This is a genomic window from Skermanella sp. TT6 (assembly GCF_016653635.2).
GTDB lineage: Bacteria > Pseudomonadota > Alphaproteobacteria > Azospirillales > Azospirillaceae > Skermanella > Skermanella cutis.
The window spans coordinates 2,322,264-2,345,097 of sequence record NZ_CP067420.1 but is presented as its reverse complement, the minus strand read 5'-3'; the positions used below and the strand labels follow the sequence as shown (position 1 = coordinate 2,345,097).

The window sequence follows — 22,834 nt, the reverse complement described above, 5'->3', positions numbered from 1 at the left end:
CCGTCCCTTCAGCCCCGGAAATCCGCGAAGATGTTCGGGACCGGATGGTGAAGTTCTTCCGTTGCATTGAGCAGTTTTCCTCTCATCAGGGACTCGGTGAGTATTTCCTGCGCCGCGTGCCCGATCCGCCGGTGGCGCTCCTCAAGGCCCTGCCGCCGGGCATAGCGCTCGAGGCAGTCATGGACCTTCCGCCAGAACACCGGTTCGGGCAGGCCGTAATGAAGGTTCAGGAGGTGGGATACTTCCGTCAGGTTGTAGATGAACAGGGTGTCCATTACCAATTCCCGCAGGGCATCCAGGCGATCCGACCAGTAAAACCGATCGGGCGGAGCGTCGCGGTAAACCGGGTTCAATTCGGCGAAGTCCGGCACGCTTCCCCGGTCCTTCAGGAACTCGGGCACGTATTCCACGCTCTCGTGGAAGTCGCGCAGGATCAGCCGCTCCGGCCAGCCGTCCCGATGGACCAGGACCATGTTCTGGCCATGCGCCTCGACCGCGATGCCGTGGCAGGCCAGGAGGTGCCAGACCGGGAGGATGGCGATCTCGAAAAGCCGTTCGAGCCAGGGAAGCAGGCCGAACTTCCCGACCCAATCCGAGATGAAGGGCTCGCCGTCCGTTTCCACGGCCATCAGCATGTTGAAGGGAACCGCCGCCTCGCCCTCGCGCAGGGCCTCGGCGACGCTTCGGCGCCAGAGCACGGCCAGTTGCCCGGCGAGCGGCCCATCCCTGTCGGCGATGATGCCGGCATGTTCCGTCCGCAGGGTGAGCGGGCAGACCTGATCGAAGAACGGGTCGGATTCCACGACCTTGGTAAGCCAGCGGGAGATCGCCGGCCCGGTGCAGACCGAATGGGGCACGATGGTCCGGCGCGAGGCCGTGTTGACGATGTTCATTGCCAGCTTGACGTCCGCCTTGCGGGGGTCGTCGACGTTCATGACCGTCCGGACCGACTGGCTGGCGCGGTAGCGATCGCCTAGCGGCCCCAGGGCGAGCGCGCGCCCGTCGGCCAGCCAGCCTGCCAGCTCGCGGTCGCGGAGAGAGCGCCACTGCCAGGGATGGACGGGCAGGAAGCCGTAGTCGGCAGCACTTTTGCCGGCGGCCGCACGACGCGCCTCGAGTTCCTCCCAGGTCCTGCCGCCCAGTTCCGCGCGCCAGAACGCCTCCTCGTCGCCACCCAGGTCCTGATCCAGGTGGGAGCGCTCGACCAGCAGCCAGACCAGCCGGAAGGTCCGCCCCGCCTCGGGTCCGAAGGCGGCGTGATCGTCCTCGTCGAAGCCGAGACGGGCCTTGAAGCAGGGATGATAGGGATGGCCCTCCTCCAACGCTCCTTCCAGGTCCGCGAAGGACATGCCGCGGCGGGGCGTCCGGGGCAGGTTGGCGTCGTTCCACCGGCACAGCGCCACCGTGCGGTCCAGTTCCGCCAGCAGCGACACCTTGTACGCGGCGGGCGTCGGCAGGCCTTCGACCAGGGGACGGGGGTCGGCCGGCACCCACTGTCCGCCCGGCACACGCATCAGGACCGATCCCGGGACGATCCGCGGTCGTCCGAACGGACCGGCGGAGCCGCGGCACCGGAACCGCACGCCGCCCGACTCCCATTCGAGGCCCAGGGTCCCGTCCAGTTCCGCGGCCTGCGGCTCAAGCACCCGCTCGAACAGCAGGGCACCGACGAGTTGCCTCAGGACCCGCTCGTCGGCCCGGCCTGGCAACTCATGAGGTAAAGGCATGACGCTCCCTTCCGAAGCCCTCGACCGCCAGCCGGCACAGGGGGTTGGGCAGGTGCGCGTAGAGCGCCGCCTCGTTCGCCGTCTGAAGTTCGTCGATGTCGAGCAGCCGGGCGGTGAGGTTGAACTTCGCCCCGATCGTCGGGCTGTCGAGCAGGCCGCCGATGAAGGACCGCCCGGACCGCCTCATCTGCGGCGCCAGGACTTCCAGGCGCCCCCGCAGGATGCGCAGCAGTTCCTCCTCGGCGATCAGGCCGTCCTTGCCCATGCGGGATATCACCGAGAAGACTTGGTTGACGATCGCGTAGTAGGAGAAGCGCCTGTTGATCTCGTCCTCGTCGTAATAGAGCGACGGCAAGTTATCGGCTTCCGGGGCATGCCGCCTCAGCGACTGGCGATAGGAATTGCACAGATAAAAACCCTGGTTGTCGCGGTAGTAGAAGCGGCTCGGCAGTCCTTCCGCGATATCCAGGAGGCCGTTCTGCTGATGGGCTTCCAGGGCGATGCCGTGTTCGTCGTAAAGCCGCACGAGGGGTTCCAGCGCGCAGGCGAGGTACCGGTCGAACCAGTGGCGGCATGCTTCGTCCAGCCGCCAGCCGTATGCCGTCGAGACGCGCCGGACCAGCCGCTCCAGCCGGGAATCCTGCCCGGGCAGCGGGTCGGCGGTGAGGGCCGCGATGGCGACGACTCCGTTCTGACGGCCGCCGGAGAAAGGGTTCTCGCGGATGATCACCTCGAACCCGCTCTCGCCGCCGCCCGGCGCCTCGAGCGTCATGTAGGCAGGGTCCAGCAGGAAGCGGAGGCGCTGGGCGAGCAAAGGCCCGATGGAGCCGATCAGCTTCGCCATGATGACGCCGGCTTCCAGCTCGTGCCGCCGATTCACCCGCACGGAGTTGGTGATCCGGACCGGCAGCGAGAACTTGAGCATCCACGGGCTGTCGGGGCTGTAGACCGTACGGACGGAGGAGGTGGCCGTGAAGCATGGCCCGCCCTGCCCCAGCGTCCGGAGCACGCCCTGGTCCCGGAGGGCCTGGACGGCGGGATCAAGCAGCAGCGCCTCGGCCTGGAGCGGATGCATGGGGATGATCTGCTCGCCTGCGGCAAGGTCGAACCGGCCGGCGTCGGTTCCCAGCGCCTCGGCGATCATCTCCGGGGCGGTTCGCCGGAAGGCGGACCGGTGGCTGACATGGTCCGCCGCGACGGCGAAGAGCTGGAGCCGAAACCGCCCGTGCAATTCCGGGGCGTAGCACGGCTGTTGCCAGGGGGTCATGCCCTGCACGCTTTTGGGCGTCGGGTGAAGCCAGTGGCCGAACACGAGCGACTGCTCCGCGGCGATGAAATCGTCCGCCACGGCGGGACAATCCCGGTTCGCGTCGAGATAGCAACGCACCGACTGATAGCTCTGGAGGACCCGGAGCAGGAGTTCCAGCTCGCTGTCCCGGAGATCGGCTGCGCCTTCCCGCCGCACCCGACCGTAGCTTTCGCGCGCCAGGGTGCAGAGGGCGGAGAACGGCTCGACCTGCTGCCACACGCTGTCCGCCAGGGACCGGGTCCAGAGCCGGCCGAAGCAACTCGGTCCGCACAGCGACCGCGTGACGATCTCGCTGCGCAGGACCGCCCGCTGGGAGGTCAGGGTCCATTCGACGCACTCGACCGCCGAGCCGTCCGAAGCGGTATGCCGGGCATGTCTGCCGGCATCGATCTCCCGCCAGTAGCAGTTGGCGAAACTCTGGAAGGTGACTTGCTCGGCGATCTGCTGAGTTGAAGGCATGACTTGCCGATCCTGGCGGTGGCACACTGGAAGGCAGGGATGTCAGAACTTGGCCGAGGCGCTGATCAGGAAGGACCGGCCCGGTTGGTAGAGCGGGGTGACCGTCCCGAACTCCTGTCCGTAGGTGGCCCGATCCGCGTAGGTGGCGTCGAACAGGTTGCGGACGTCGAGCCGGAAGCTCAGGTTCGAGTACTGGGCCGGCCGGTACTCCGCGAAGATGTTGAACACCTCGTAGCCGTCCAGGGGACGCTGTCCCGCCTGGACGTCGTCGTAATCCAGCACAATCTCCACGTCGGCGCCGACGGTCAGGTCCAGGTTCGTGAAGGACTGGGCGCCGCCCAGCGTGATGATCTGCCCGACAGGCGTGGCGAGATAGGTTCCAATGTCGGAATCGGCGGGCTGGCCGTCGATCGTGACGTCGATATCGGCGAACTTGGCGCGGACATACCCTTCGTTCCACGAATAGCCGGCTCCGAGCTCATACCCCTTGGATTCGACGTCGCGCCTGAGCGTGGCGCTGGCGGCGGCGAACCGCGCGGCCCGCGCGTCGTCGATGTCGGTCCGGAAGACGCGCCCCTCGGCCGTGAAGCCGTGGTAGCGCGCTTCGAGCCCGGCGGTCACGTTGTCCGCGGTCACCGGCTCCGGCCCGGCGCCGTAGCGCCATGCGCTGTTCATGATGAAGTTCTCGGCCAGCGGAATGCCCGCCCAGGAATGGGAGTATCCCGCCTTGGCGGTCAGGAACCCGGGGATCAGGTCGAATTCGCCGGACGCATTGTGGCTGACGCCGGAATTGGTCCATTCCTCCCCGGTGGTTCCCTCGAACTTCTGCCGGTCGCCGCGCAGGCCGAAGGACAGGCGCAGGCGCTCCCACGGCTCGATCCGGGCCTGGGCATAGAGGCCGAAATTGTTCGCCTTCTCCGTGGCCTTGAAGGTCTCGTCCTCGTACGTGCCCTCGTCCCGGTAGAAGTCCGCGCCGGCCGTGATCGTTCCGAGGCCGAACGAGAAGACGTTCTCGGCCTTGCCGTTCAGGGAGTCGGTCTTGCCGGTGCCCGGGATGCTGGCGGGAACGGTGCTGGGCGGCACGGGACGGAAGAAGATGGGCGTTTCCACGTCGGTGCGGCCATAAGCGAGGACCACCTTCGGATTCCACAGGTCCGTCGGCGTCGTATCGCTGTAGGTGAAGACCAGGTTCTGCCGGTCCAGGGTGTAGTCGCGCACCCGCGGCTCCCACGGCGGCCGGCCGGAGATCCCGCCGACATTCGCCCGGAACGGCCGCGTCGCGTCGTCGTAGACGCGCTCGTAGCTGAGCTGGAAACGGTTGCCGCCGTCGCTTTCCACGGCGGCCTTGGCGAGGCCGCTCAGGATGTCGGTCCCGGTGCCGGCCACCTCGTCGCCGTTGCCAGCCTCGAACTTGCCGCCCTTGCCGTAGGTGACGAAGCCGAGCGCCTCGAGTCCCCGATGCATTCCGTAGCCGGCCAGATTGGTCGTCAGGACCGGCCCGTTGGTGTTGAACGTGGACTTGACGAAAGCCCCGACACCATCCTCGGTCAGGAAGTCGCGCGCGTCCTTGGTCTCGTAGGCGATGGACCCGGCCAGCGCCCCGGGACCGGCATCCGCCGGGGCAACCCCGGCATCGACCCGCACGATCTTCAGGAAGCTGGGGTCGATCAGGGTCGTGCCGTTGTGGTGGAACACCTTGTTGTTCTGGCGGCTGCCGTCGATGCTGACGGCGAGGTTGGTCTCCTCGACGCCGTTGACATAGACCTTCTGCGACATCGGCACCGAGCTGCCGACCCGGATGCCGGGCTCGCCGGCGAAGACTTGCTGGAGGCTCGTGGGGTTCCTCCGCTGCAGGTCCTCCGACGTGATGGTGGTCCGGCCGACACCCCAGCCGCCGGTGGAACCGGAGACGGTGACCGGGTCCAGCATCAGGGCACCCGCCGGAACGGCCGTGCCGTCGGTTTCCGGCTGGGCCGGTGCCTGCGTCGCGACCAGGGAGGCCGTGGCCGGTCCCGCCATGCGGAAGCCGACACCGGTCCCGGCCAGCAGCATTTCCAAGGCCTGGGCAGGCGGCATGGCGCCGCTGACGGCGCGGGAGGTCCGCCCGGCCGCCAGGGCGCTGGAGTAGCCGATCTGCCAGCCGGTCTGGCGGATGAAACTGTCCAGCGCGGCCTGGAGCGGCTGCGCCGGGATCGCGAAGTCGACGCTATCGCCGGCGGCACCGGCCGGTGCCTGCCGCTGGGCCGAGGCCGCCGTGGGAAGGGCCAGGGCACAACCGAGGGCCGTGGATGCCATCAGTGCCAGGATCAGATGCCGGGCGGCCGTCTTATTTACGCGTGTCGAAACTTCCGGTGTTACACCCGTCCGGCAATCCATTCCCTACAACTCCCGTCTTCTGCTGGCATCGGGGAGCGGTCGCACGCGGCTGTGCGTCTCCCCATCCAGCCAGACGTTCGGAGCCGGCGGGTCTCACAAAAAAAGATCAGGCGAGGATGACGATTCCTCCGGGCAGCACGGTCAGGCTCGCGCCCGCGATCCCGGCCAGGGACCGGAGCACGCCGACCGGGTCGTCCAGCCGGTAGTTCCCGCTTACCAGCGCGTCGTCGATCCCGGGGGCGAGTGTCAGGATCGGCCCCGCGTAGTAGCGGCGCAGGTTGTCGATCACGTCGCCGAGCGGTTGCTCATGGAAAACATACCGGCCGTCGCGCCAAGCGAGCGCCACGGCCGGATCCACCCGGATCGCGGCGGACAGCCCGCGTTCGGTCGCCGTGACCCGTTCGCCCGGCTCGAGGGCGAGGGGCAGCCCGGCAGCGCCCAGCTTGCCGACGGCGATCCGGCCCTCTTCCAGGAAGATCGCGTCCTCGGCCCCGTCGGAGTGGACGGCGAAGGCGGTTCCGGTGACCACGGCGGTGCTGAAGCCGCCGGTCACCCGAAACGGCCTCGCCCGGTCGGTGACCACGTCGAAGAACGCATTCCCCTGCAACAGGCGGACATCGCGGCGCCTGTCGTCGAAATCGAGCGCCACGGCGGAAGCGGCGTCGAGCAGAAGCCGCGAGCCATCAGGCAGTGCAACTTCCCGCATGGCGCCGGCATCGGTCAGGTAATCGGCGTTCCATCGGAGCATCAAGGCGGGTAGCCGGTGGAAGCCTGCCGCCAGGATCACCGAAGCGGCCACCAGCGACACCCACCACAGGCGTCGCGACGCCTTCCGGACCGGACGGGACCGGAGAGCGGACGCCTCGGGGCTGGCCAGGGTCGCGGCCCGCAGTTCCGCCATGCCGCCCACGCCCGCGACGTGGTCGAATGCGGGGCCATGGCGCGGATCGCTGCGCCGCCACTCCTGATAGTCCGCCAGGGTCTCCGGATCGGCGGTTCCGTCCTGAAGCGCCACGAACCAGGAAAGTGCCGCATCGGTGATCGAATCGGGGTGGCGGTAGTTTCCGGTGCCTCCCGGACGGTCCGCTTCGCTCTGCTCCACTCGGGTCATCCACCGTTCCATTTCCGGGTACGTATATAGCTTAGACGTCCTTGAAGATGCACAACACAATATGTGGCGCAGATTCCTGCACGGAACCGCGGGCCGCAGTCTCTGTGATAATGCGAATAATTATCAGTTGCAGGCGTCGCGCAATTCTGGCAAGGGTTTCCCGCAACTATCCCACGGAACCCCGGGAACGAACCGTCCCGGCACAGGCAGGCAATCCTCCCGTCGCGAGGAAGGTGCGCCTGCATCGCATGATAAGGCTGACCATGCCCGCAAGTTTGAACGCCATCTATCTTGATCATCGCCATTCGCTGCTCGGGCGCGCGATGAGGGTCGTGCGGAATCTTCACACTGCCGAGGACGTGCTTCAGGAAAGCTACCTGCGGGCGCACAGGGCGGCGGAGAACGGGTCGATCGACAATGTCAGCGCCTTCCTGCATCGGACGGTCCAAAACCTCGCGCTCGATCACCTGAGACGGCGGAAGACGCGGGAGCGGTTCGAAGTCTGCCCGCCCGAAACTTTCGAATCGCTGGAGATCGCCTCCGACAGCCCTTCGGCGGAGGACCATCTGCTCCACCGCGAGCGTCTGAACAGTTTCAAGGGAGCACTCGCGACGCTTCCCGAGCGGGCCCGCAAGGTGTGGGTGCTCAATCGTGTCGAGGGCTGGTCCTATCCCAGAATCGCGGACCACCTGGGTGTTTCCCAGGGGACCGTTTTCAACGACATGAAGCTGGCGATGGGCCATTTCCTCGATACGATCTCCCGCGCCGAGCGGGAGCGGGATTGACACGACCGCGCCGGCCTGATCCGGGTCGTTTTCGGAGATCCGGGCGCGTCGAACGTCTCAGCATCGGAGCCGCATGCCGCGGCTGCCATGTCCGCGACCGTCGTCCGGCAGAATTCTTGGGGCCCCATGGTGTTGAAGGACTTCTTTAGTTATTACCGCCCGCACCGCCGCCTGTTCCTGGTGGATTTCGGCGGGGCGATCCTGTCCGGCCTGCTCTCCCTGGGCTTCCCTTTCGCGGTGACGGCCTATGTGGACCACCTGCTGCCCAAGGGCGATTGGGAACTGATCCTGCTGGCCAGCGTCGGTCTGCTGATGGTCTACCTGGTCAACACCGGGCTGATCGCGGTGGTGACATACTGGGGCCACGTACTGGGCATCAGCATCGAGACCGAGATGCGCCGCAGAGCCTTCGACCACCTGCAACTGCTGCCGCTGCGCTTCTTCGACGAGCACAAGACCGGACACCTGGTCGCCCGTCTCACCAAGGACCTGGAGGAGATCGGCGAACTCGCCCACCACGGGCCGGAAGACCTGTTCATCGCCGTGATGACCTTCCTTGGCGCCCTGGCGCTGATGATGTCGGTGCATATGCAGCTGGCGCTGATCACGCTCCTGATCGTGCCGGTGATCATGGTGATCGTGCTGCGGTTCGGTCGGGACATGACGGCCAACTGGCATGCCCAGTTCGACCGGGTCGGCGCGTTCAACGCCAGGATCGAGGAGGTCGTCGGCGGAGCGCGCGTCGTCCGGGCATTCGCCAACGAAGCCCACGAGCGGGCGCTGTTCGCCCAGGACAACGGTCAGTACAGGCATGCCAAGCTCAACGGCTACCGCATCATGGCCTATAGCCTGGGACTGAACTATCTGGGCATGCGGCTGGTCCAGGTGGTCGTGCTCGTCGCCGGGACCTGGTTCGTCCATGCCGGCGACCTGACCATCGGGGGCTTCGTCGGGTTCCTGCTGCTGATCAACGTCTTCTACCAGCCGCTGGAGCGGATCGCTGCGGTGATCGAGAACTACCCGAAGGGAATAGCCGGGTTCCGCCGCTACCAGGAGTTCCTGACCACCGAGCCGGAGATCATCGACCGCCCCGGTGCCGTCGCGGCACCGGCGTTCAAGGGCGCCGTCGCCTTCGAGGGCGTGCGCTTCGGCTATGATCCGGCCCGGCCGGTCCTCGACGGCGTGTCGCTCTCGGTCCGCGCCGGCGAAACCGTGGCCTTCGTCGGCCCTTCCGGCGCGGGCAAGACCACCCTGCTGTCGCTCCTGCCGCGCTTCTACGAGGTCGACCAAGGTCGGATCACGATCGACGGACACGATATCCGCGACCTGACGCTGGCGTCCCTGCGCCAGCAGATCGGCATCGTGCAGCAGGACGTCTTCCTGTTCGCCGGCACCCTGCGCGACAACATCGCCTATGGCAGGCTGGACGCGACGGAAGACGAGATCCTGGAGGCCGCCCATCGCGCCCGGCTGGACGGATTGCTCGCCGACTGCCCCGACGGCCTGGACACGGTCGTGGGAGAGCGCGGCGTGAAGCTTTCGGGCGGACAGAAGCAGCGCGTCGCGATCGCCCGGATCTTCCTGAAGAATCCCCCGATCCTGATCCTCGACGAGGCGACCTCCGCCCTGGATACCGAGACCGAGCGCGCGATCCAGGCGTCCCTGCAGGAACTGGCCCGCGGCCGGACCTCCCTGATCATCGCCCACCGTCTCGCGACCATCCGCGACGCCGACCGGATCGTCGTCATCAACGGCGGCGGGATCGCGGCGGAGGGAGCTCACGAGAGCCTGATCCGGGCCGGCGGCCTTTACCAGCGCCTGCACGAAGCCCAGGACCTCGCCCTGCCGAACCGGACGACCGCATAGCCAACGGCCCAGGCCGGCCCGATCCCGTCGGCGGGTCCTGCAAGGTTGCCATGCCGCCGGTGCCAGAGCATTGTGGGGCCAGACGCGAGCAGCATGGCGATCCGAAGCGGCAGCATGGGACCAAAGGATTCATCGATCGACGCCGGACAACGCCGGCGCGCACGTCCGGGGGCCGGGGACGGCGGGCCTTGACGCCGCGACAGCCGGACCTCCGGAAAATCGTGAGCGGATTCGCCTGGGCCGCGGTCACGGTGACCATCTTCGCCGGCTGGTTCGTCGTGACCCGGTTCGGCGTCACCCGTGAACTGCGCGTATGGGATATCACCGCGCTCCGTTTCGGGTTCGGCACGCTGATCCTGCTGCCGGTCCTGCTCGGCCGGACCGGCCGGCTGCCGAAGGGTGCCTGGACCGAAGGACTGCTGTTCGCGGCGCTGTGGGGGGCGCCCTTCGTCCTTCTGGTCGCGATGGGGCTCCAACTCACCTCCGCCGCGCAGGCCTCGTCGGTCACGCCGACCATGATGCCCGTCTTTTCCGGAGCGATCGCGTGGCTGGCCCTGCGGGAGCGGCCCGGCCGGGACCGTCTCGCGGGATATGCCGCGATCATCGCCGGCCTCGTCGGGCTGACCGTCGGCGCTTCGCTGTCCGGAGCGTCTCCCAGCCCGGCGGGGTTCGCCTGCCTGCTCCTGGCTTCGGCCATGTGGGCGCTCTATACGCTGCGCTTCCGGCGGAGCGGCCTCGCCCCGATCCAGGCGGCGGCCCTGATCTGTTTCTGGTCGGCCGTCCTGTTCCTGCCGGCATATCTGGCGTTCGGCCTCGCCCGCCTCGGCAGCGCCCCGATCCAGGAGGTCGTGGTCCAGACCGTCTATCAGGGCATCCTGATGAGTGCGGTCGCCATCGTGACCTTCAACAGGGCGGTCTCCCTGCTTGGCTCGGGGGCGGCCACGGCGATCGTAGCCCTGGTCCCGGTGATGGCATCGGTGATGGCCATACCCATCCTGGGAGAGATCCCGACGCCCATCGAGGGCGTCGCGATCGCCGTCATCGTGATCGGCGTGACGCTGGCCGCGCGCCCGCCGCGGGCCGGGGCGCCGGCATGACCGGTCCGTTCGCCGGCGAAGCCTGACCGGCAAGGCGATCCCTGCCAGCTATTCCTTCACCGGAGCATTGCGACAGGGCGTCATGTCATCTCCTCCTTCGAGCGGCGCGCGGCGATGTGCTTGTCCGACCCGACGCGGCGAGCGGGGCAAGCTGCGTGCCGTTCCGGCCGGCGGATGGAATCTGGCGATCGGGCATGCTTCCTCCCGCACCGGTGTGGAGGTCGGCGCTCGAACGGCCGGCGAAGCCGCTGGGTCGGGAGGCCGTCGCGGTCGGCGTGAAATCGCTCTCCCGATACGGTGGGGATCGGTTACCTGGACTGCTCCCCTGGCTCGTTCGCATCCGGTACGTCGGCGCGGTCCTCCATGCTTTCGGGGGATTCCGGGGGCTGCGGCGGCTGGCGGCTGTCCCGGCTCCGGCGTTCCACGTCGTTCCCCTCGACGTCGACCGGATCCTCCTTCAGGTGCTCGAGGGCGCCCTGGAGCCCGCTCTCCTCGTCCGTCTCGTCGATCGTGTCCGGCGAGCGCGTGCCCTGGGGAGCGGGGTTGGGTTCGAGGCTCCGCACGACGCCGGGGTCGTTCGTCAGCATCTCCTTGGCTACCTGGGCGCCGGCCGGAGCGGCGGCCAGGGCCAGCAGGCCTGATCCCAAGATGATCGGTATCGCATTCAAATGCCGGTACTCCTGTCTTTCATGTCCCGCCGGGCGAAAACCCGCCCGGGTCCGGGCTTGGCCCGCATCGGCGGGAACAACCCTTGCCAGGGGGGCAACAGTGCGGCTGCGGGTTGGTTTCCCGGCCGCCTGCGACGACGCCTCCGGACAGGAAGGCGAAGAGCGGCATGTACCCGATCAGCATGTTGTAGACGGCGAACGATGCGGTGTGCAGCCCATGTCAGCCCGCATCCTCTCCGTTCGCCCCCGGCTGCCGCGCCAGGGTGCCGGCGATGGTCCGGGGCGCCGGGGGTTTCGGGCCGGACGGCCAGCCTTCCCGCTGGCGGGTGCGGTCTCCGTCGGTCTCCTCCGTCTGGTCGTGGAACAGGACCACGCTGGTGGGGAACGGAAGATCGATGCCGCTTGCGCTCATCCTGTCCTTGATGGCCATGATCACTTCGTGCTGCACCCGAAGCACCGCGTGCTGGTGCGCGTCGGTCCACCACCGGGCACGGATGTTGACGCTGGAGTCGGCCAAGGCCACGGCGATGGCTTCCGGCGCCGGCTCCCGCAGGACGCCCTCGACCGTCCGCAGGGTCTCGACGATCACTGCGGCGGCCCGATGCGCATCGTCCCCGTACCCGATCCCGATATCGCACTGGCTGCGCCGGATGCCATAGGCGGTGTTCACGACGACGGCATTGGTGAAGATCTCGCCGTTCGGGACATAGGCGCGCCTCCCGTCATAGGTCTTGATGATGGTGGTGCGCGTCTCGATCTCCTCGACCGTGCCCTCGAATTCCTTGAAAACGATCTGGTCTCCCAGGCGGAACGGCTGCCGCAGCAGGATCAGGATGCCGGCCAGGAAGTTCTGGAGGATGTCCTTGAACGCGAAGCCGATGGCCACGCTGCTGATGCCCAGCAGCGAGAACAGGTCGACCGGCCGGACCGAGGGAAACATGATGGTCACCGCGACCAGCAATCCTAGAAGCGTCAGCCCCCACTGCGCCAGCCGGCCGAGCACCAGCCCGACATTGCGCGCGGATCCCCCGGCGGTTCCCCGCCGCGCGGCCAGGCGCACGCCTTTGCCGATCAGCCAGAACAGCACGAAAACGACGACGCCGATGGCGAGCTTGGGCAGGAAGGAGATCGACCAGTCGATCATCTGGTCGATCGTCGCCCAGGCCGTCGAGATTTCCGCGTCGACGGCGGATTGCAGATCGGTTTCCTGCACGGTTGTTCCTGCGGTCGGGATCAGGAGAGCTCGATGCCGTCAAGCGGCATCGGACGAATGCGCCGCCGGGCCCGGCTTGGGGACGTTGGCCAGGGCGGAGGTGGAACCGTCGGAAGACGGGCCGACGACGCTGAACGTTCCATCGGTCTCCAGCACGACCGCCTCGACCTGTTCCATGCTCGCGAAGCCGCTCGAGCGGACGGCGGCCATCACCTCCTCGGGCGCCACCCGCGCATCGAGCAGGGCCTTGTCGAGGATGTTCCCCTTGTGCAGAAGCAACGTCGGCTCCGCCTTGACGAGGTCCCGAACCCCCTGCCAGCGGGCCGACGCCCAGGCGACGATCATCTGGAGGAAGATCAGGACGGCGAAGGCGAGGATACCTTCCGCCAGGGCAACGCTCTGGGACAGCAGAACCGTCGCCAGCGTCGAGCCCAGGGCCACCGTCACGATCATGTCGAACGCGTTCATCTTCGACAGGGTGCGCTTCCCCGTGATGCGCAACAGGATGATGATGGCGATGTAGGCCAGCACGCCGACCACGAGGGTCCGCAGCAGGCCTGTCCAATCGTCAAAAAACATGTGGCTTCCTTAGCATTTTGGATTCCGTCTCCATCGTCGGCCAGACATGGCCGACGCGGCGACGCTCCCAGTGCAACAACTTCGACCGAAAAAGCTCTCACGTATCGGCTTGCCCGCTTGGACCCAGGCGCCAGGGGAAAGACTGGATGCATCTGCAAAGATTGGCCGTTATAGCGAAATATGACCTGACAGGAAAAACCTTGCGGGAATCATGAAATTATTGACATGGTCCTTTCTATAAACTTTGTTATCACGGTCAAGACAACCAAAGCCGACTTTCCTGCCGGCAGCATTTCTTGATCGTGCAAAATGACGGTAAACGCGATCTTTACCCCGGTGAAGCAATCATCAGTCCGACGTCGCGACGTCGGACTATCGCTTTCTCCGCGGGAGAGCCACACGAGAGCTCACATCATGTTCCCGATGCTGATCCTGTGGCTACCCTACGCGTCCGGTTTAGCGGTCAAGTGACGAACCGGCGCCGGAGGGCCGATCCCTACGGTCCGGCCAGCGTCATCAGGGCCACCTTGCCGCCGCTGCCGTCGGCGGCCATCGCGAAGCCGCCATGGGTGTGGGCGGGGTCCAGGAGGGTCCGACGATAGTCCGCCTGGTCCAGCCACTGCCCGACGAAGAACCGGACGTCGGCGTCCGTCGGCTCGGTCCCGCAGCCGCCGCACCGTCCCGCCACGCTGGAGAAATCGCGCCAGCGCGCCCTGGCGTCCGGCGTCAGATGGTTGAACGGGGAGACGTCCAGCGGCTGGCCGTTTTCCCCCTCGTCCAGGGCTTCGCGTCCGGCCTCGGCCAGCGCCGGAGCGCCTGAAAGCGGTTCGACGCCGTCCTCCCCCCGGGCGCGGTTGATCAGGTCGAGCGCCAGGGCCTGCCTCTCCTCCGGCCCGATGCGGCGCGTCGGCGCGTCGCCTCTTCCGCTTGCGGCCTCCCCGCCCGCGCGGCGCGGGGTACCGGCACCGGCGAAGTTCTGGACGGCGTAGAGGCCCTGCCCGGCATCGCCGGCGATGCCGAAGCCGAAGCGCTCCAGGCCGTGAGCCAGGATGTTGCGGCGGTGTTCCGGGCTGTTCATCCAGCCCTGCTGCAGCTGCTCGACGGTCGAGCGGTCGGGCGGCAGCGGACAGCCTTCGCACCGCGCGATGTTCTCCGCGACCACTCGGGAGGAACTGCCGCCGGCTGCGCGGTAGCGGTCCATGACGGTTTCCCCTTCCGGCGAGGTGTGGCTGTAGTAGTCCCGGCGAAGCATGTCCTCCGCATGGTTCTGCGCAGCCTCGTCCAGCGTGTCGTCCAGCTCGAGGGGCGGCAGGTCGTGCTCGCGGCGATCCTGGTTGAGCAGGTCCAGGGCCGCGGTCCGGAGCGTGGCCAAGTCGCCCGTTTCCATGCCGGACGCGGCGCGGACGGCGATCAGGCATGCCAGCAGCCCGGCCGCTGCGATCGCCGCAAGCCGGCGGGTCGCGGGCGGTAGCGAGGTTCTCGCGAACTTGGTCATCCGTGGATCCTTCTCGGTCGGGTCAAGCTTTGAACTGACGGGAGGACCAAGGGTTCCGCGCCGCCGGCGTCCGGGCGGGGCCGGACGGGCCACCGGGAAGTGGACTGCCGGACGGTCGCCGCCCTATTCTCGCGGCCGGTTTGAGGGGGTTCCAGAGATTTGAAGAATCGACCGCCGGCCGGCGACAGTCGGAAAACCATCGCGGGAGGTCCGCACCCCGCCATCGACGCGGCGCGCCGGGCTCCCGTCCGCCTCCTGGTCCGCCTGCGCCGGCTGATGCGGCACGACCAGCTTCTTCTCGCCGTCCTGGCCGTGCTGGTCGGCGGGGTGGCCGCGGGCGCGGCCATCGTGTTCCGGACCGCCATATCGATTTCCCAAAGCCTCGCCTACGGCACCGGCGGCCTTCAGATCCTGGACAGGCTGGAACAGCTGGCATGGTGGCACATCCTGCTGGCGCCCTGCGCGGGCGGGCTGCTGCTGGGCCTGTTCCAGCACCGGTTCCTGCCAGGAGGACGGCCCATGGGAGTTCCCGACGTCATCGCCCAGGCCGGCAGGGCCAAGGGCCGCCTGCCCTTCAGGAGCGGATTGGCCGCCGCCGTGGCATCAGCCGGGGCGCTCGGGGTCGGCGCCTCCGTCGGGCGCGAGGGACCGGTCGTCCACCTGGGAGCCGTCCTTGCATCCTGGTTCGGCGAAACCCTCCGCCTGTCGTCGGGGCTGAGGCGCACGCTGCTCGGCTGCGGCGTGGCATCCGCCGTCGCGACTTCCTTCAACGCGCCGATCGCGGGCGTGTTCTTCGCCATCGAGGTCGTGGTCGCCCAGTACGGCGTTGCCGCCTTCGCCCCCGTGGTGCTGGCCTCGGTCACCGGCACCGCCATCGGCAGGGCGTGGTACGGCGACTTCCCGGCCTTCATCCTGCCGGCGAACCCGGTCGGTACCCTGTGGGAGCTGCCCGTCTTCGCCCTGCTCGGTTTCGCATCGGCCGCCCTCGCCCTGGCATTCATCCGGTCGATCTTCCTGGTGGATGGCCTGTTCGATGCATGGTCTCCCAAGGTCGGGCTGCCGCGCTGGGCCCGGCCCGCCCTGGGCGGGCTGGGCGTCGGGCTCCTGGCGCTGGAGTTCCCGGAGGTGCTGGGCGTCGGCTACGAGGTGACCGACCGGGCGCTCCAGGGCGACCTACCCTTCGGCCTGCTGGTCGCGCTGCTGGTGGCCAAGTTCTCGGCGACGGCGCTGTCGCTGGGCAGCGGCTTCTCCGGCGGGGTCTTCAGTCCGTCGCTGGCCGTCGGCGCGCTCGGCGGCGGGGCGTTCGGGCTGGCGGTGGCGGCGGTGTCGCCGGACCTGGCGTCCGGATCGGGAACCTATGCGACGGTCGGAATGGGCGCCGTGGCCGGCGCGGTGCTGGGCGCGCCCATATCGACCATCCTGATCGTGTTCGAGATGACCGCCGACTACGGCGTCACCACGGCCGTCATGGTCGGCACCGTGTCCGCCGCGATGACCATGGGGCGGCTGAACGCGCGCTCCATCTTCCAGCTCCAGCTGGAGCGGCGCGGGCTGGTCCCCGCGGTCCCCGCCCGGGGGACGGCAGGAGCCAGGGCCGTCCGGGTGGGGGACATCCTGCGGCCTTCGGACCATGCCGTTTCCCCGGAGGCCGGAGTCGGCGACATCCTGTTGGCCTGCCGCGCCGCTCCCGGCGGGCGGGTGCTGGTCCTGTCGGGCGATGGCCGGCTCGCGGGGATGGTGTCACCGATCGACTTGGCGGCGGCGCTGGCCCGGAGCTCCGGAAGGGTCACGGCCGGCGCGCTGGTCCGGTCCGACGTCCCGGTGCTGGAGCCGGACGACGAGGCGCGCGCGGCCCTGGCCCTGATGGCGGAGCGGGATCTGCCCTGGCTGCCGGTGGTGGACGGCCGGGAGACCCGACGCCTGGTCGGCATCGTCCACGAGCGCGACATCCACCGGTCCGGCGCGCGCGTCACGCCGCCGGGACAGGGCTGAACGGAGCGGTCAGCGCCCCAGCGGCTGCTCCGCATACCAGGCCGCGACGGCGTCGATCTGCTCGTCCGTCAGGTCCTCCGCCACCTCGGTCATCAGGTGCTTGAAGCGCGTGCCGCCCCGCTCCTTTTCTTTCCAGAGAGTCAGATGCGTCTTCAGGTACCATTCGGGCTGGCCGGAGAGATAGGGATAATGGTCGTTCTTCCGGCGTCCCTCGGCGCCGTGGCAGCTGGTGCAGGACGGGATCTTGCGCGAGGCGATCCCCTCCAGCGCGATCCGGCGCCCGAAGTCGAGCAGCGCTTCCCGACCCTTCGGCAGGCCGTCCGCGGCGGCCGCGGAGACGATGGCGCTCTCGCTCCGGGCTCCCTGGGGAAGGATCTGGCGGGGAATGCCGTCCAGCGCCGCCACGGCCCCGACGGCGGGCGCCGGGTCCCTGTCCTCCCCGGGCGACCGGGCGTCGGCCGGCTGCGAGGCGTACCATGCGGCCAACTGGGCGAGCGTCGCGTCGTCATAGCGCTTGGCGGGAGGCTGCATGAAGCCGGAATGGCGCTCGCCGGCCGCGAAGGCCTTCAGCGACGCCAGGAGGTAGGCTTCCGGCTGGCCCGCGATGACCGGAAAGGCCTCCGCCGCCGGCCCCGAGCCCCGGCCGAGGCCGTCGCGGCCATGGCACCGCGCGCAGTCGGCCAGGGCGACCTCGAAGATCCCGTCCAGCGCCGCCATCGTCTCGCCGCCGGCTTCGCGCGGCTTCCGGACCGCCTCTCCGCCCAATGCCAGATCGGCGTAGCGTTCGGGCGTCAGGTCGGGCAGCGCGCGCAGGAAGGCGACCTGGGCCCAGACCTCGTCGTCCCGGTGCTGGGTCACCCAGGACGGCATCCCGGAATACTTGATGCCGTGCTTGACGATCCAGAAGAGCTCGCGGTCCTTCCACTCCCCGACCTGGCCCTCCAGCCGGGGCGGATGGGGGGTCATGGACAGCACCACCGGCGACTGCGGCACGCCCGGCGCGCCGTGGCACGCGGCGCAGCCGGTCGCGAAATGGCCGGCGCTTCTCTGGACCAGGGCGGGATCGGACAGATCGATCCCGGGCGGCACGGAGATGAGCAGGGATTGCCGGTCGACGGCGTTCCCCATCGTCCAGTGCAGGAACCAGCCGACCGGGGCGAAATGCCCCGACGACGCGGCGATGGAGACCATGCCGGAGAGGCTGACGCCGAGCGCCAGGAGGACGGCCGCGACGGCGGCGGCCAGAACCTTCTTCCAGGTGAGCAGGAAATCGATCCGCATCAGGCGGTCTCCCCGGTCGGCGCCCGGTCCCGCAGGACCGATGACAGGAGGGCCAGTCCCCCCGCGAGATAGGCCGAACCCCCGATGACCAGCATGAGGGCGCCGCCGAGCTGCTGGTCGCCCAGCGGCGTCAGAGCGGCGGCGGGCGAGCAGACTTCGGCGCAGGCGTAGAGCGGCCTCGGCGCGAAGAGAAGAAGGCCGCCCAGAAGCACCATGTGCATGGAGGTGATCAGCAGGGCGCAGACGCCGGCCGCCCGCGCGGCCACCCTGCCGTCGCCCGGCGCCCCGACGGCGGTCGCCCAGACCAGGACGCCGGCGGCGAGGAAGGACGCCTGTTCCAGGACGAAGAACGTGGGATCCATCCGCGCGGCGTCGTGCAGGGCCGGGGCATGCCATGTCCAGACCGCGACGAATTCCAGCGCCGAGGCCACGATCGCCAGCGCGGGCGGAAACGAGGAGACCAGACGCGGCATCGCGCGCGCGACGCCGACGGCGAGGAGCGGCGCCGCGACGGCGACGACACCCATGTGCATCACCATGTGCGCCGCGAAGGAGCCCCGCGCCCGTTCGGGAAGCGGCCCGAACCACAAGAGGGCGAGCAGGAGCAGCCCGGCGGCCAGGGGCCAGAGTTCCGCCGGCCCGGACCGGCCGGGTTCCGCGCGTTCCGGCGCCGTGAGGACCGCTCCGGCAGGGGAGGAATGGGCGCGGGTCATCGGCAATCCGCGACGAGAAGCGCCGGAAGGCCGACGAACACGACGCCGACGAAGGAGAGCGCCGCGAGGAGGACGGTTGAGAACTCCAGGAAGCGCTCGCGGTCGATATCGGTATCCTCGTTGTGCCGATAGCCGGCGCCGTGCCGGCGCCATTCGCCGAAGGACCGCCACAGCACCAGGCCGATCAGCACCAGGGCGATCGCCGTGATGACACCCACCATGATCCGGGTCGGGGCGATGGGCTGGAAGATGTCCTCGTTCGGCGCGCAGTGGATGGCCGCGACCACGTAGCTTGCCAGGAAATGCAGGGCCCAGATCGTCGGCGCCGTGATCAGCGTCCAGAGATTGTCGTTGGTCTGCCTGGATTGGCCCATCAAAGCCTCCTCATGCCGCGAGCGGAGACAGCGCGATGGTCGCGACGGTGATCAGGGCGGTCCCGGCCATGAAATGCCAGTAGAGCGCCACGTTCGAGATGTCGATGTCGTAGACCGGGGTCAGCTTGCCGGCGAAGGACCGCGCCAGGCAGTAGGCCAGCATCAGCGCCCCAACGGCGAGATGGGCGGCCGTCCAGATCACGATCACCCACACGGTCGCCTGGTAGACATGGACGACAGGATCGAGGCCGGCGCCGTAGGGAGCCCAGACCAGGGCGGCCCCGCCCGCCAGCGCCAGCGCCACGCCGGCCGCCATCAGCGCCCGCGCCATACCGACCGATCCGGCCCGGTTGACCCGCAGCGCGATCCGAGCGGCCGCCCAGGCCCCCAGCATCGATGCCAGCGAAACCATCGGCCAGAACAGGCCCGGTCCGTCCACCCCGGCCGGCGGAAACTCCGGATGGATGGTGAAATAGAAGAAATACGCGAAGACGAGCGACAGGAACGCCGTCCCGTCGCCGATCATGGTGATGAACATCGCCCACCATCCGACCGACTTGGGGCCGGACATGTAGAGGGGCAAGGTGAGACCGAGGCCGACGTCCTTCTCCGGCTTCTCCGGGATCATCGCAGTCCCGCGCCATAGCCAGACGAGGATCGAGATGGTCGCCCCGATCATGGCGGCGATCGTGGCGTACCAGAAATGGAAAGTCGCCAGGATGAAGACGGCTCCCAGGAGGATCGCGGCGATCATGGCCATGAAGGTGTTGCCGGGAACACGCAGGCACTGCACCGGTTCGCCGTCGAGCACGCTGGTGACCATCGTCTCGCGCTTCATTTCCTCCGCGTCCGGCAAGTAGAAGCGCCCCTGATCGTAGTCCTCGACGAAGCCCGGCTGTTCCCAGAGCGGATAGCGCGTCGTGACGATCGGAACGGATCGCACGCCCCAGTCCTTGCCCGGCACTTCGGCAAGCCACTCCAGCGTGCCGGCCTGCCAGGTGTTGCGCTCCGCGTAGGGCTGCTTCCCCTTCGGCCGGAGTATGTCGAAGACGATGATGAGGATGCCGGTCGCGAAGATGAAGGCCCCGATGGTCGACAGCAGGTTGGGCAGATCGAAGCCGAGCCCGGCGGGATAGGTCCAGACCCGCCTCGGCATCCCGATCAGGCCCGACAGATGCATCGGAAAGAAACCGAGGTTGAAGCCGAGGAACATCAGCCAGAACGCGATCCGGCCGAGCCGGTCGGAGAGGCGGCGGTTGCCGACGAGCGGCCAGTAGTAATAGACCCCTGCCACGAGCGGGAACAGCATGCCGCCGATCAGGACATAGTGGAGATGGGCGACCACGAAATAGGTGTCGTGGGCTTGCCAGTCGAACGGCGCCAGCGCCACCATGACTCCGGTCAGTCCGCCTATGACGAAGACCGCCAGCGCGCCGCTCACGAACAGCATGGGTACGGAATGGACGACCCGGCCGGTCCACAGGGTCGCGATGAACACGAAGATCTGGACGCCGGTCGGGATCGCCACCGCCTCGGAGGCGGCCGAGAAGAAGCCCAGCGTGATCGCCGGCAGGCCCGTCGCGAACATGTGGTGCGCCCACAGGCCGAACGACAGGAAGCCGGTGCCGACAGCCGCCAGGACGATCCAGGAGTATCCCAGCAGGGGCCGCCGCGCGAAGGTCGGCACGATCATGGCGACCAACGCGATCGCCGGCAGGAAGACGATATAGACCTCGGGATGGCCGAAGATCCAGAACAGGTGCTGCCAGAGCACCGGGTCGCCGCCCCGCTCGGGATCGAAGAACGGCCAATGGAACAGCCGTTCCAGCTCGAACAGGATGTCCCCCGCGATCAGCGGCGGGAACGCGAACAGGATCATGCCGGCGACGACGAGGACGTACCAGGCATAGAGCGGCATCAGGTTGAGCCGCATGCCCGGCGGCCGGCATTTCAGGGTCCCGACGATCAGTTCCACCGCGGCGGCGATCGAGGCCACCTCGATGAAGGACAGCCCCAGCAGCCAGATGTCCGGCCCATAGCCGGGCGTGAAGCGCTCCTGGGTCGTCAGCGGCGGATACATGAACCAGCCGCCTTCCGGTGCCGCGCCGAAGAAGATCGAACCCGAGACGAAGACGCCGCCGATCAGGAAGCACCAGTAGCCGAACGCCGACAGCCTGGGGAACGGCAGGTCGCGCGCGCCCAGCATCTGCGGCAGCAGGACGATCGCCACCGCTTCGAAGATCGGCACGGCGAACAGGAACATCATCACCGTGCCGTGCAGGGTGAAGACCTGGTTATAGAAGGTCGCGGTCAGGAAATCGTTCTCGGGCACGGCGAGCTGGACGCGGACCATCAGGCCGAGGACGCCCGCGAACAGCATGAAGGCGAACGAGGTCGCGGTGTACCAGATGCCGACTTCCGTATTGTTGACCGCCGACCAGTAGCGCCAGCCCTTCGGCGTTTCCCAAACCTTCTCCAGACGCTCTTCCTGGCCGCGGCGCACCGCCTCGGCATCGGGGGTCTGTCCGGTATCCTCGGGCGTCGCGGTCGCCTCGCTCATCGCAGTTCCCCCAGCCAGTTCGCGATGGCGGCGATTTCCTCATCCGGAAGCACGCCGAACTCCGGCATCTCGACGCCGGGCTTGATGTGGTCGGTGGCGCGGATGAACGCGGCGAGGTTCTCCTCGCTGGTCTCGAGAAGGCCGGCCCCGATGGTGCGGCGGGAGGCGACATGGGTGAGGTCGGGACCAACCGAGCCGTCGGCCGGGGTTCCGCGGACGGTATGGCAGGCGCCGCAGCCGCTCGCGAGGAAGGCCTCGTATCCCGTGCCGGAGACCACCGAGGCGGGCTGCGCCTGGGCTTCGACATGGGCCGCATAGTCGGCTTCCGGAACGGCGATCACCCGCAGGCCCATCTGGGCATGGGCTTCTCCGCAGAATTCGGCGCAGACCCCGTTGTAGACGCCTTCCACGGTGGGTTCGAGGATGATGCGGTTGACCCGCCCCGGGATCGCGTCCATCTTGCCGGCAAGCGCCGGTACCCAGAAGGAATGGATCACGTCGGGACTTCCGAGAAGGATCTCGGTACGGCGGCCGACCGGGATCCAGATCTCGTTGGCGCTCTCGACGCCCCCGGAGGGCAGGCTCTTCACGACCCCGGGCTCCCCCTGCAGACCATAGGCGACGCGCCACCAGAACCGTTCTCCGGACACCGCGATCGTCGGGCCGTCCGCGGGCCGCCGGTAGTCCGGCATCTTCTCCAGCCCCCAGACCAGCAGGAGCGCCAGGACGACCGTCGGGAAGACGCAGCCGCCCCAGACGATGAGCTGGACGCCGCGCCGCGCACCGTTCTTCGCGGGCGTCGCCCGGACCGCATAGAGGCTGAGGCCGATGACACCCAGCCAGATCACGGCCGACCCGACCAGCATGACGTAGAACAGGTTGGCGATGCTGTCGGCTTCGGTCCCTGCCGCCCGGAACATCGACTGCGGCCCGGTGCAGGATGCAAGGACGGGAAGGATCAGCGAGATGGTCGCCCCGCCACCACGGAGGCGGGTATTCCTATCCCCAGCCGCGTCCGACAGCGATCGTCCAGTTGCCGGCCGTTTGCCCAAGATGGCTTTCCCTCTTCGTTGAGATCGTCCGACGGACGGCGGACCGGTCCGGACGTTCAAACACGGAGAGTTGCTGTTGGTTGCCTTCCCTCCTCTGGACCAGGAGGATCGCCGGTGGTCCGGGATCGTCGGACGCCGGGGTCGTCCCGGTACCCGATTAGAACGCCGGCCAGTCCA

17 protein-coding genes are annotated in these 22,834 nt (G+C 68.2%); 4 read left to right on the top strand and 13 right to left on the bottom strand.

Annotated elements, in window-relative coordinates; genetic code table 11:
* Nucleotides 1-8: 8 nt before the first annotated feature.
* From IGS68_RS11025 to IGS68_RS11010, 4 genes are all read right to left on the bottom strand, one after another.
* Nucleotides 9-1,727: an IucA/IucC family protein gene (locus tag IGS68_RS11025; RefSeq protein ID WP_201079872.1), complete on the bottom strand. Its 1,719-nt coding sequence runs from the start codon at nucleotides 1,725-1,727 to the stop codon at nucleotides 9-11.
* Nucleotides 1,711-3,495 (bottom strand): IucA/IucC family protein, encoded by a 1,785-nt coding sequence (locus IGS68_RS11020; RefSeq protein ID WP_201079870.1) that lies wholly within the window; start codon nucleotides 3,493-3,495, stop codon nucleotides 1,711-1,713. Before IGS68_RS11020 ends, IGS68_RS11025 begins: the two co-directional genes overlap by 17 nt.
* Nucleotides 3,496-3,537: 42 nt before the next feature.
* Nucleotides 3,538-5,790 (bottom strand): TonB-dependent receptor, encoded by a 2,253-nt coding sequence (locus tag IGS68_RS11015; RefSeq protein ID WP_201079868.1) that lies wholly within the window; start codon nucleotides 5,788-5,790, stop codon nucleotides 3,538-3,540.
* A gap of 187 nt (nucleotides 5,791-5,977) precedes the next feature.
* Nucleotides 5,978-6,982, bottom strand: coding sequence for a FecR family protein (locus IGS68_RS11010; protein ID WP_201079866.1), 1,005 nt, complete (start codon nucleotides 6,980-6,982; stop codon nucleotides 5,978-5,980).
* Between the two features lie 263 nt (nucleotides 6,983-7,245).
* On the opposite strand from IGS68_RS11010, the gene IGS68_RS11005 reads away from it, so the two are divergent.
* From IGS68_RS11005 to IGS68_RS10995, 3 genes are all read left to right on the top strand, one after another.
* Nucleotides 7,246-7,767 carry an RNA polymerase sigma factor gene (locus IGS68_RS11005; RefSeq protein WP_201079864.1) on the top strand — a complete coding sequence of 174 codons (522 nt, stop codon included), beginning with the start codon at nucleotides 7,246-7,248 and terminating at the stop codon, nucleotides 7,765-7,767.
* Nucleotides 7,768-7,893: 126 nt separating this feature from the next.
* Nucleotides 7,894-9,633 (top strand): ABC transporter ATP-binding protein, encoded by a 1,740-nt coding sequence (locus tag IGS68_RS11000; RefSeq protein WP_201079862.1) that lies wholly within the window; start codon nucleotides 7,894-7,896, stop codon nucleotides 9,631-9,633.
* A 221-nt stretch (nucleotides 9,634-9,854) separates the two neighbouring features.
* Nucleotides 9,855-10,730, top strand: coding sequence for a DMT family transporter (locus IGS68_RS10995; protein WP_247881278.1), 876 nt, complete (start codon nucleotides 9,855-9,857; stop codon nucleotides 10,728-10,730).
* A gap of 308 nt (nucleotides 10,731-11,038) precedes the next feature.
* On the opposite strand, the gene IGS68_RS10990 is transcribed toward IGS68_RS10995, so the two are convergent.
* From IGS68_RS10990 to IGS68_RS10975, 4 genes are all read right to left on the bottom strand, one after another.
* A complete protein-coding gene (locus IGS68_RS10990) occupies nucleotides 11,039-11,377 on the bottom strand; it encodes a hypothetical protein (RefSeq protein ID WP_201079858.1) in 339 nt (112 codons plus the stop codon).
* 241 nt (nucleotides 11,378-11,618) lie between these two features.
* On the bottom strand, nucleotides 11,619-12,611 hold the full coding sequence (locus IGS68_RS10985) for a mechanosensitive ion channel family protein (protein ID WP_201079856.1): 993 nt from the start codon (nucleotides 12,609-12,611) through the stop codon (nucleotides 11,619-11,621).
* Between the two features lie 39 nt (nucleotides 12,612-12,650).
* Nucleotides 12,651-13,190 carry a DUF421 domain-containing protein gene (locus IGS68_RS10980; protein WP_201079854.1) on the bottom strand — a complete coding sequence of 180 codons (540 nt, stop codon included), beginning with the start codon at nucleotides 13,188-13,190 and terminating at the stop codon, nucleotides 12,651-12,653.
* Nucleotides 13,191-13,686: 496 nt separating this feature from the next.
* Nucleotides 13,687-14,685 carry a CAP domain-containing protein gene (locus tag IGS68_RS10975; protein ID WP_201079852.1) on the bottom strand — a complete coding sequence of 333 codons (999 nt, stop codon included), beginning with the start codon at nucleotides 14,683-14,685 and terminating at the stop codon, nucleotides 13,687-13,689.
* Between the two features lie 159 nt (nucleotides 14,686-14,844).
* Here IGS68_RS10975 and IGS68_RS10970 point away from each other — a divergent pair, with 159 nt between their 5' ends.
* Complete coding sequence (locus tag IGS68_RS10970) at nucleotides 14,845-16,677, top strand: chloride channel protein (protein ID WP_201079850.1); 1,833 nt, start codon at nucleotides 14,845-14,847, stop codon at nucleotides 16,675-16,677.
* Nucleotides 16,678-16,686: 9 nt separating this feature from the next.
* Here IGS68_RS10970 and IGS68_RS10965 read toward each other — a convergent pair whose 3' ends face one another.
* The 5 genes from IGS68_RS10965 to IGS68_RS10945 are packed head-to-tail and all read right to left on the bottom strand — an operon-like array spanning nucleotide 16,687 to nucleotide 22,525.
* On the bottom strand, nucleotides 16,687-17,958 hold the full coding sequence (locus tag IGS68_RS10965; protein WP_201079847.1) for a c-type cytochrome: 1,272 nt from the start codon (nucleotides 17,956-17,958) through the stop codon (nucleotides 16,687-16,689).
* Nucleotides 17,958-18,671 carry a cytochrome c oxidase assembly protein gene (locus IGS68_RS10960; protein ID WP_201079845.1) on the bottom strand — a complete coding sequence of 238 codons (714 nt, stop codon included), beginning with the start codon at nucleotides 18,669-18,671 and terminating at the stop codon, nucleotides 17,958-17,960. Before IGS68_RS10960 ends, IGS68_RS10965 begins: the two co-directional genes overlap by 1 nt.
* Nucleotides 18,668-19,045, bottom strand: coding sequence for a hypothetical protein (locus tag IGS68_RS10955; protein ID WP_201079843.1), 378 nt, complete (start codon nucleotides 19,043-19,045; stop codon nucleotides 18,668-18,670). Before IGS68_RS10955 ends, IGS68_RS10960 begins: the two co-directional genes overlap by 4 nt.
* Before the next feature lie 10 nt (nucleotides 19,046-19,055).
* A complete protein-coding gene (gene ctaD, locus IGS68_RS10950) occupies nucleotides 19,056-21,605 on the bottom strand; it encodes a cytochrome c oxidase subunit I (RefSeq protein WP_201079841.1) in 2,550 nt (849 codons plus the stop codon).
* Nucleotides 21,602-22,525 (bottom strand): cytochrome c oxidase subunit II, encoded by a 924-nt coding sequence (locus IGS68_RS10945; RefSeq protein WP_201079839.1) that lies wholly within the window; start codon nucleotides 22,523-22,525, stop codon nucleotides 21,602-21,604. Before IGS68_RS10945 ends, ctaD begins: the two co-directional genes overlap by 4 nt.
* Nucleotides 22,526-22,834 lie beyond the last annotated feature (309 nt).

Coding starts and splice junctions, on each gene's coding strand:
- IGS68_RS11015 (WP_201079868.1), bottom strand. CDS start 5,790: ATGGCATCCACGGCCCTCGGTTGTGCCCTGGCCCTTCCCACGGCGGCC.
- ctaD (WP_201079841.1), bottom strand. CDS start 21,605: ATGAGCGAGGCGACCGCGACGCCCGAGGATACCGGACAGACCCCCGAT.
- IGS68_RS11025 (WP_201079872.1), bottom strand. CDS start 1,727: ATGCCTTTACCTCATGAGTTGCCAGGCCGGGCCGACGAGCGGGTCCTG.
- IGS68_RS11020 (WP_201079870.1), bottom strand. CDS start 3,495: ATGCCTTCAACTCAGCAGATCGCCGAGCAAGTCACCTTCCAGAGTTTC.
- IGS68_RS11010 (WP_201079866.1), bottom strand. CDS start 6,982: ATGACCCGAGTGGAGCAGAGCGAAGCGGACCGTCCGGGAGGCACCGGA.
- IGS68_RS11005 (WP_201079864.1), top strand. CDS start 7,246: ATGCCCGCAAGTTTGAACGCCATCTATCTTGATCATCGCCATTCGCTG.
- IGS68_RS11000 (WP_201079862.1), top strand. CDS start 7,894: ATGGTGTTGAAGGACTTCTTTAGTTATTACCGCCCGCACCGCCGCCTG.
- IGS68_RS10980 (WP_201079854.1), bottom strand. CDS start 13,190: ATGTTTTTTGACGATTGGACAGGCCTGCTGCGGACCCTCGTGGTCGGC.
- IGS68_RS10975 (WP_201079852.1), bottom strand. CDS start 14,685: ATGACCAAGTTCGCGAGAACCTCGCTACCGCCCGCGACCCGCCGGCTT.
- IGS68_RS10945 (WP_201079839.1), bottom strand. CDS start 22,525: ATGTTCCGGGCGGCAGGGACCGAAGCCGACAGCATCGCCAACCTGTTC.
- IGS68_RS10965 (WP_201079847.1), bottom strand. CDS start 17,958: ATGCGGATCGATTTCCTGCTCACCTGGAAGAAGGTTCTGGCCGCCGCC.
- IGS68_RS10955 (WP_201079843.1), bottom strand. CDS start 19,045: ATGGGCCAATCCAGGCAGACCAACGACAATCTCTGGACGCTGATCACG.
- IGS68_RS10960 (WP_201079845.1), bottom strand. CDS start 18,671: ATGACCCGCGCCCATTCCTCCCCTGCCGGAGCGGTCCTCACGGCGCCG.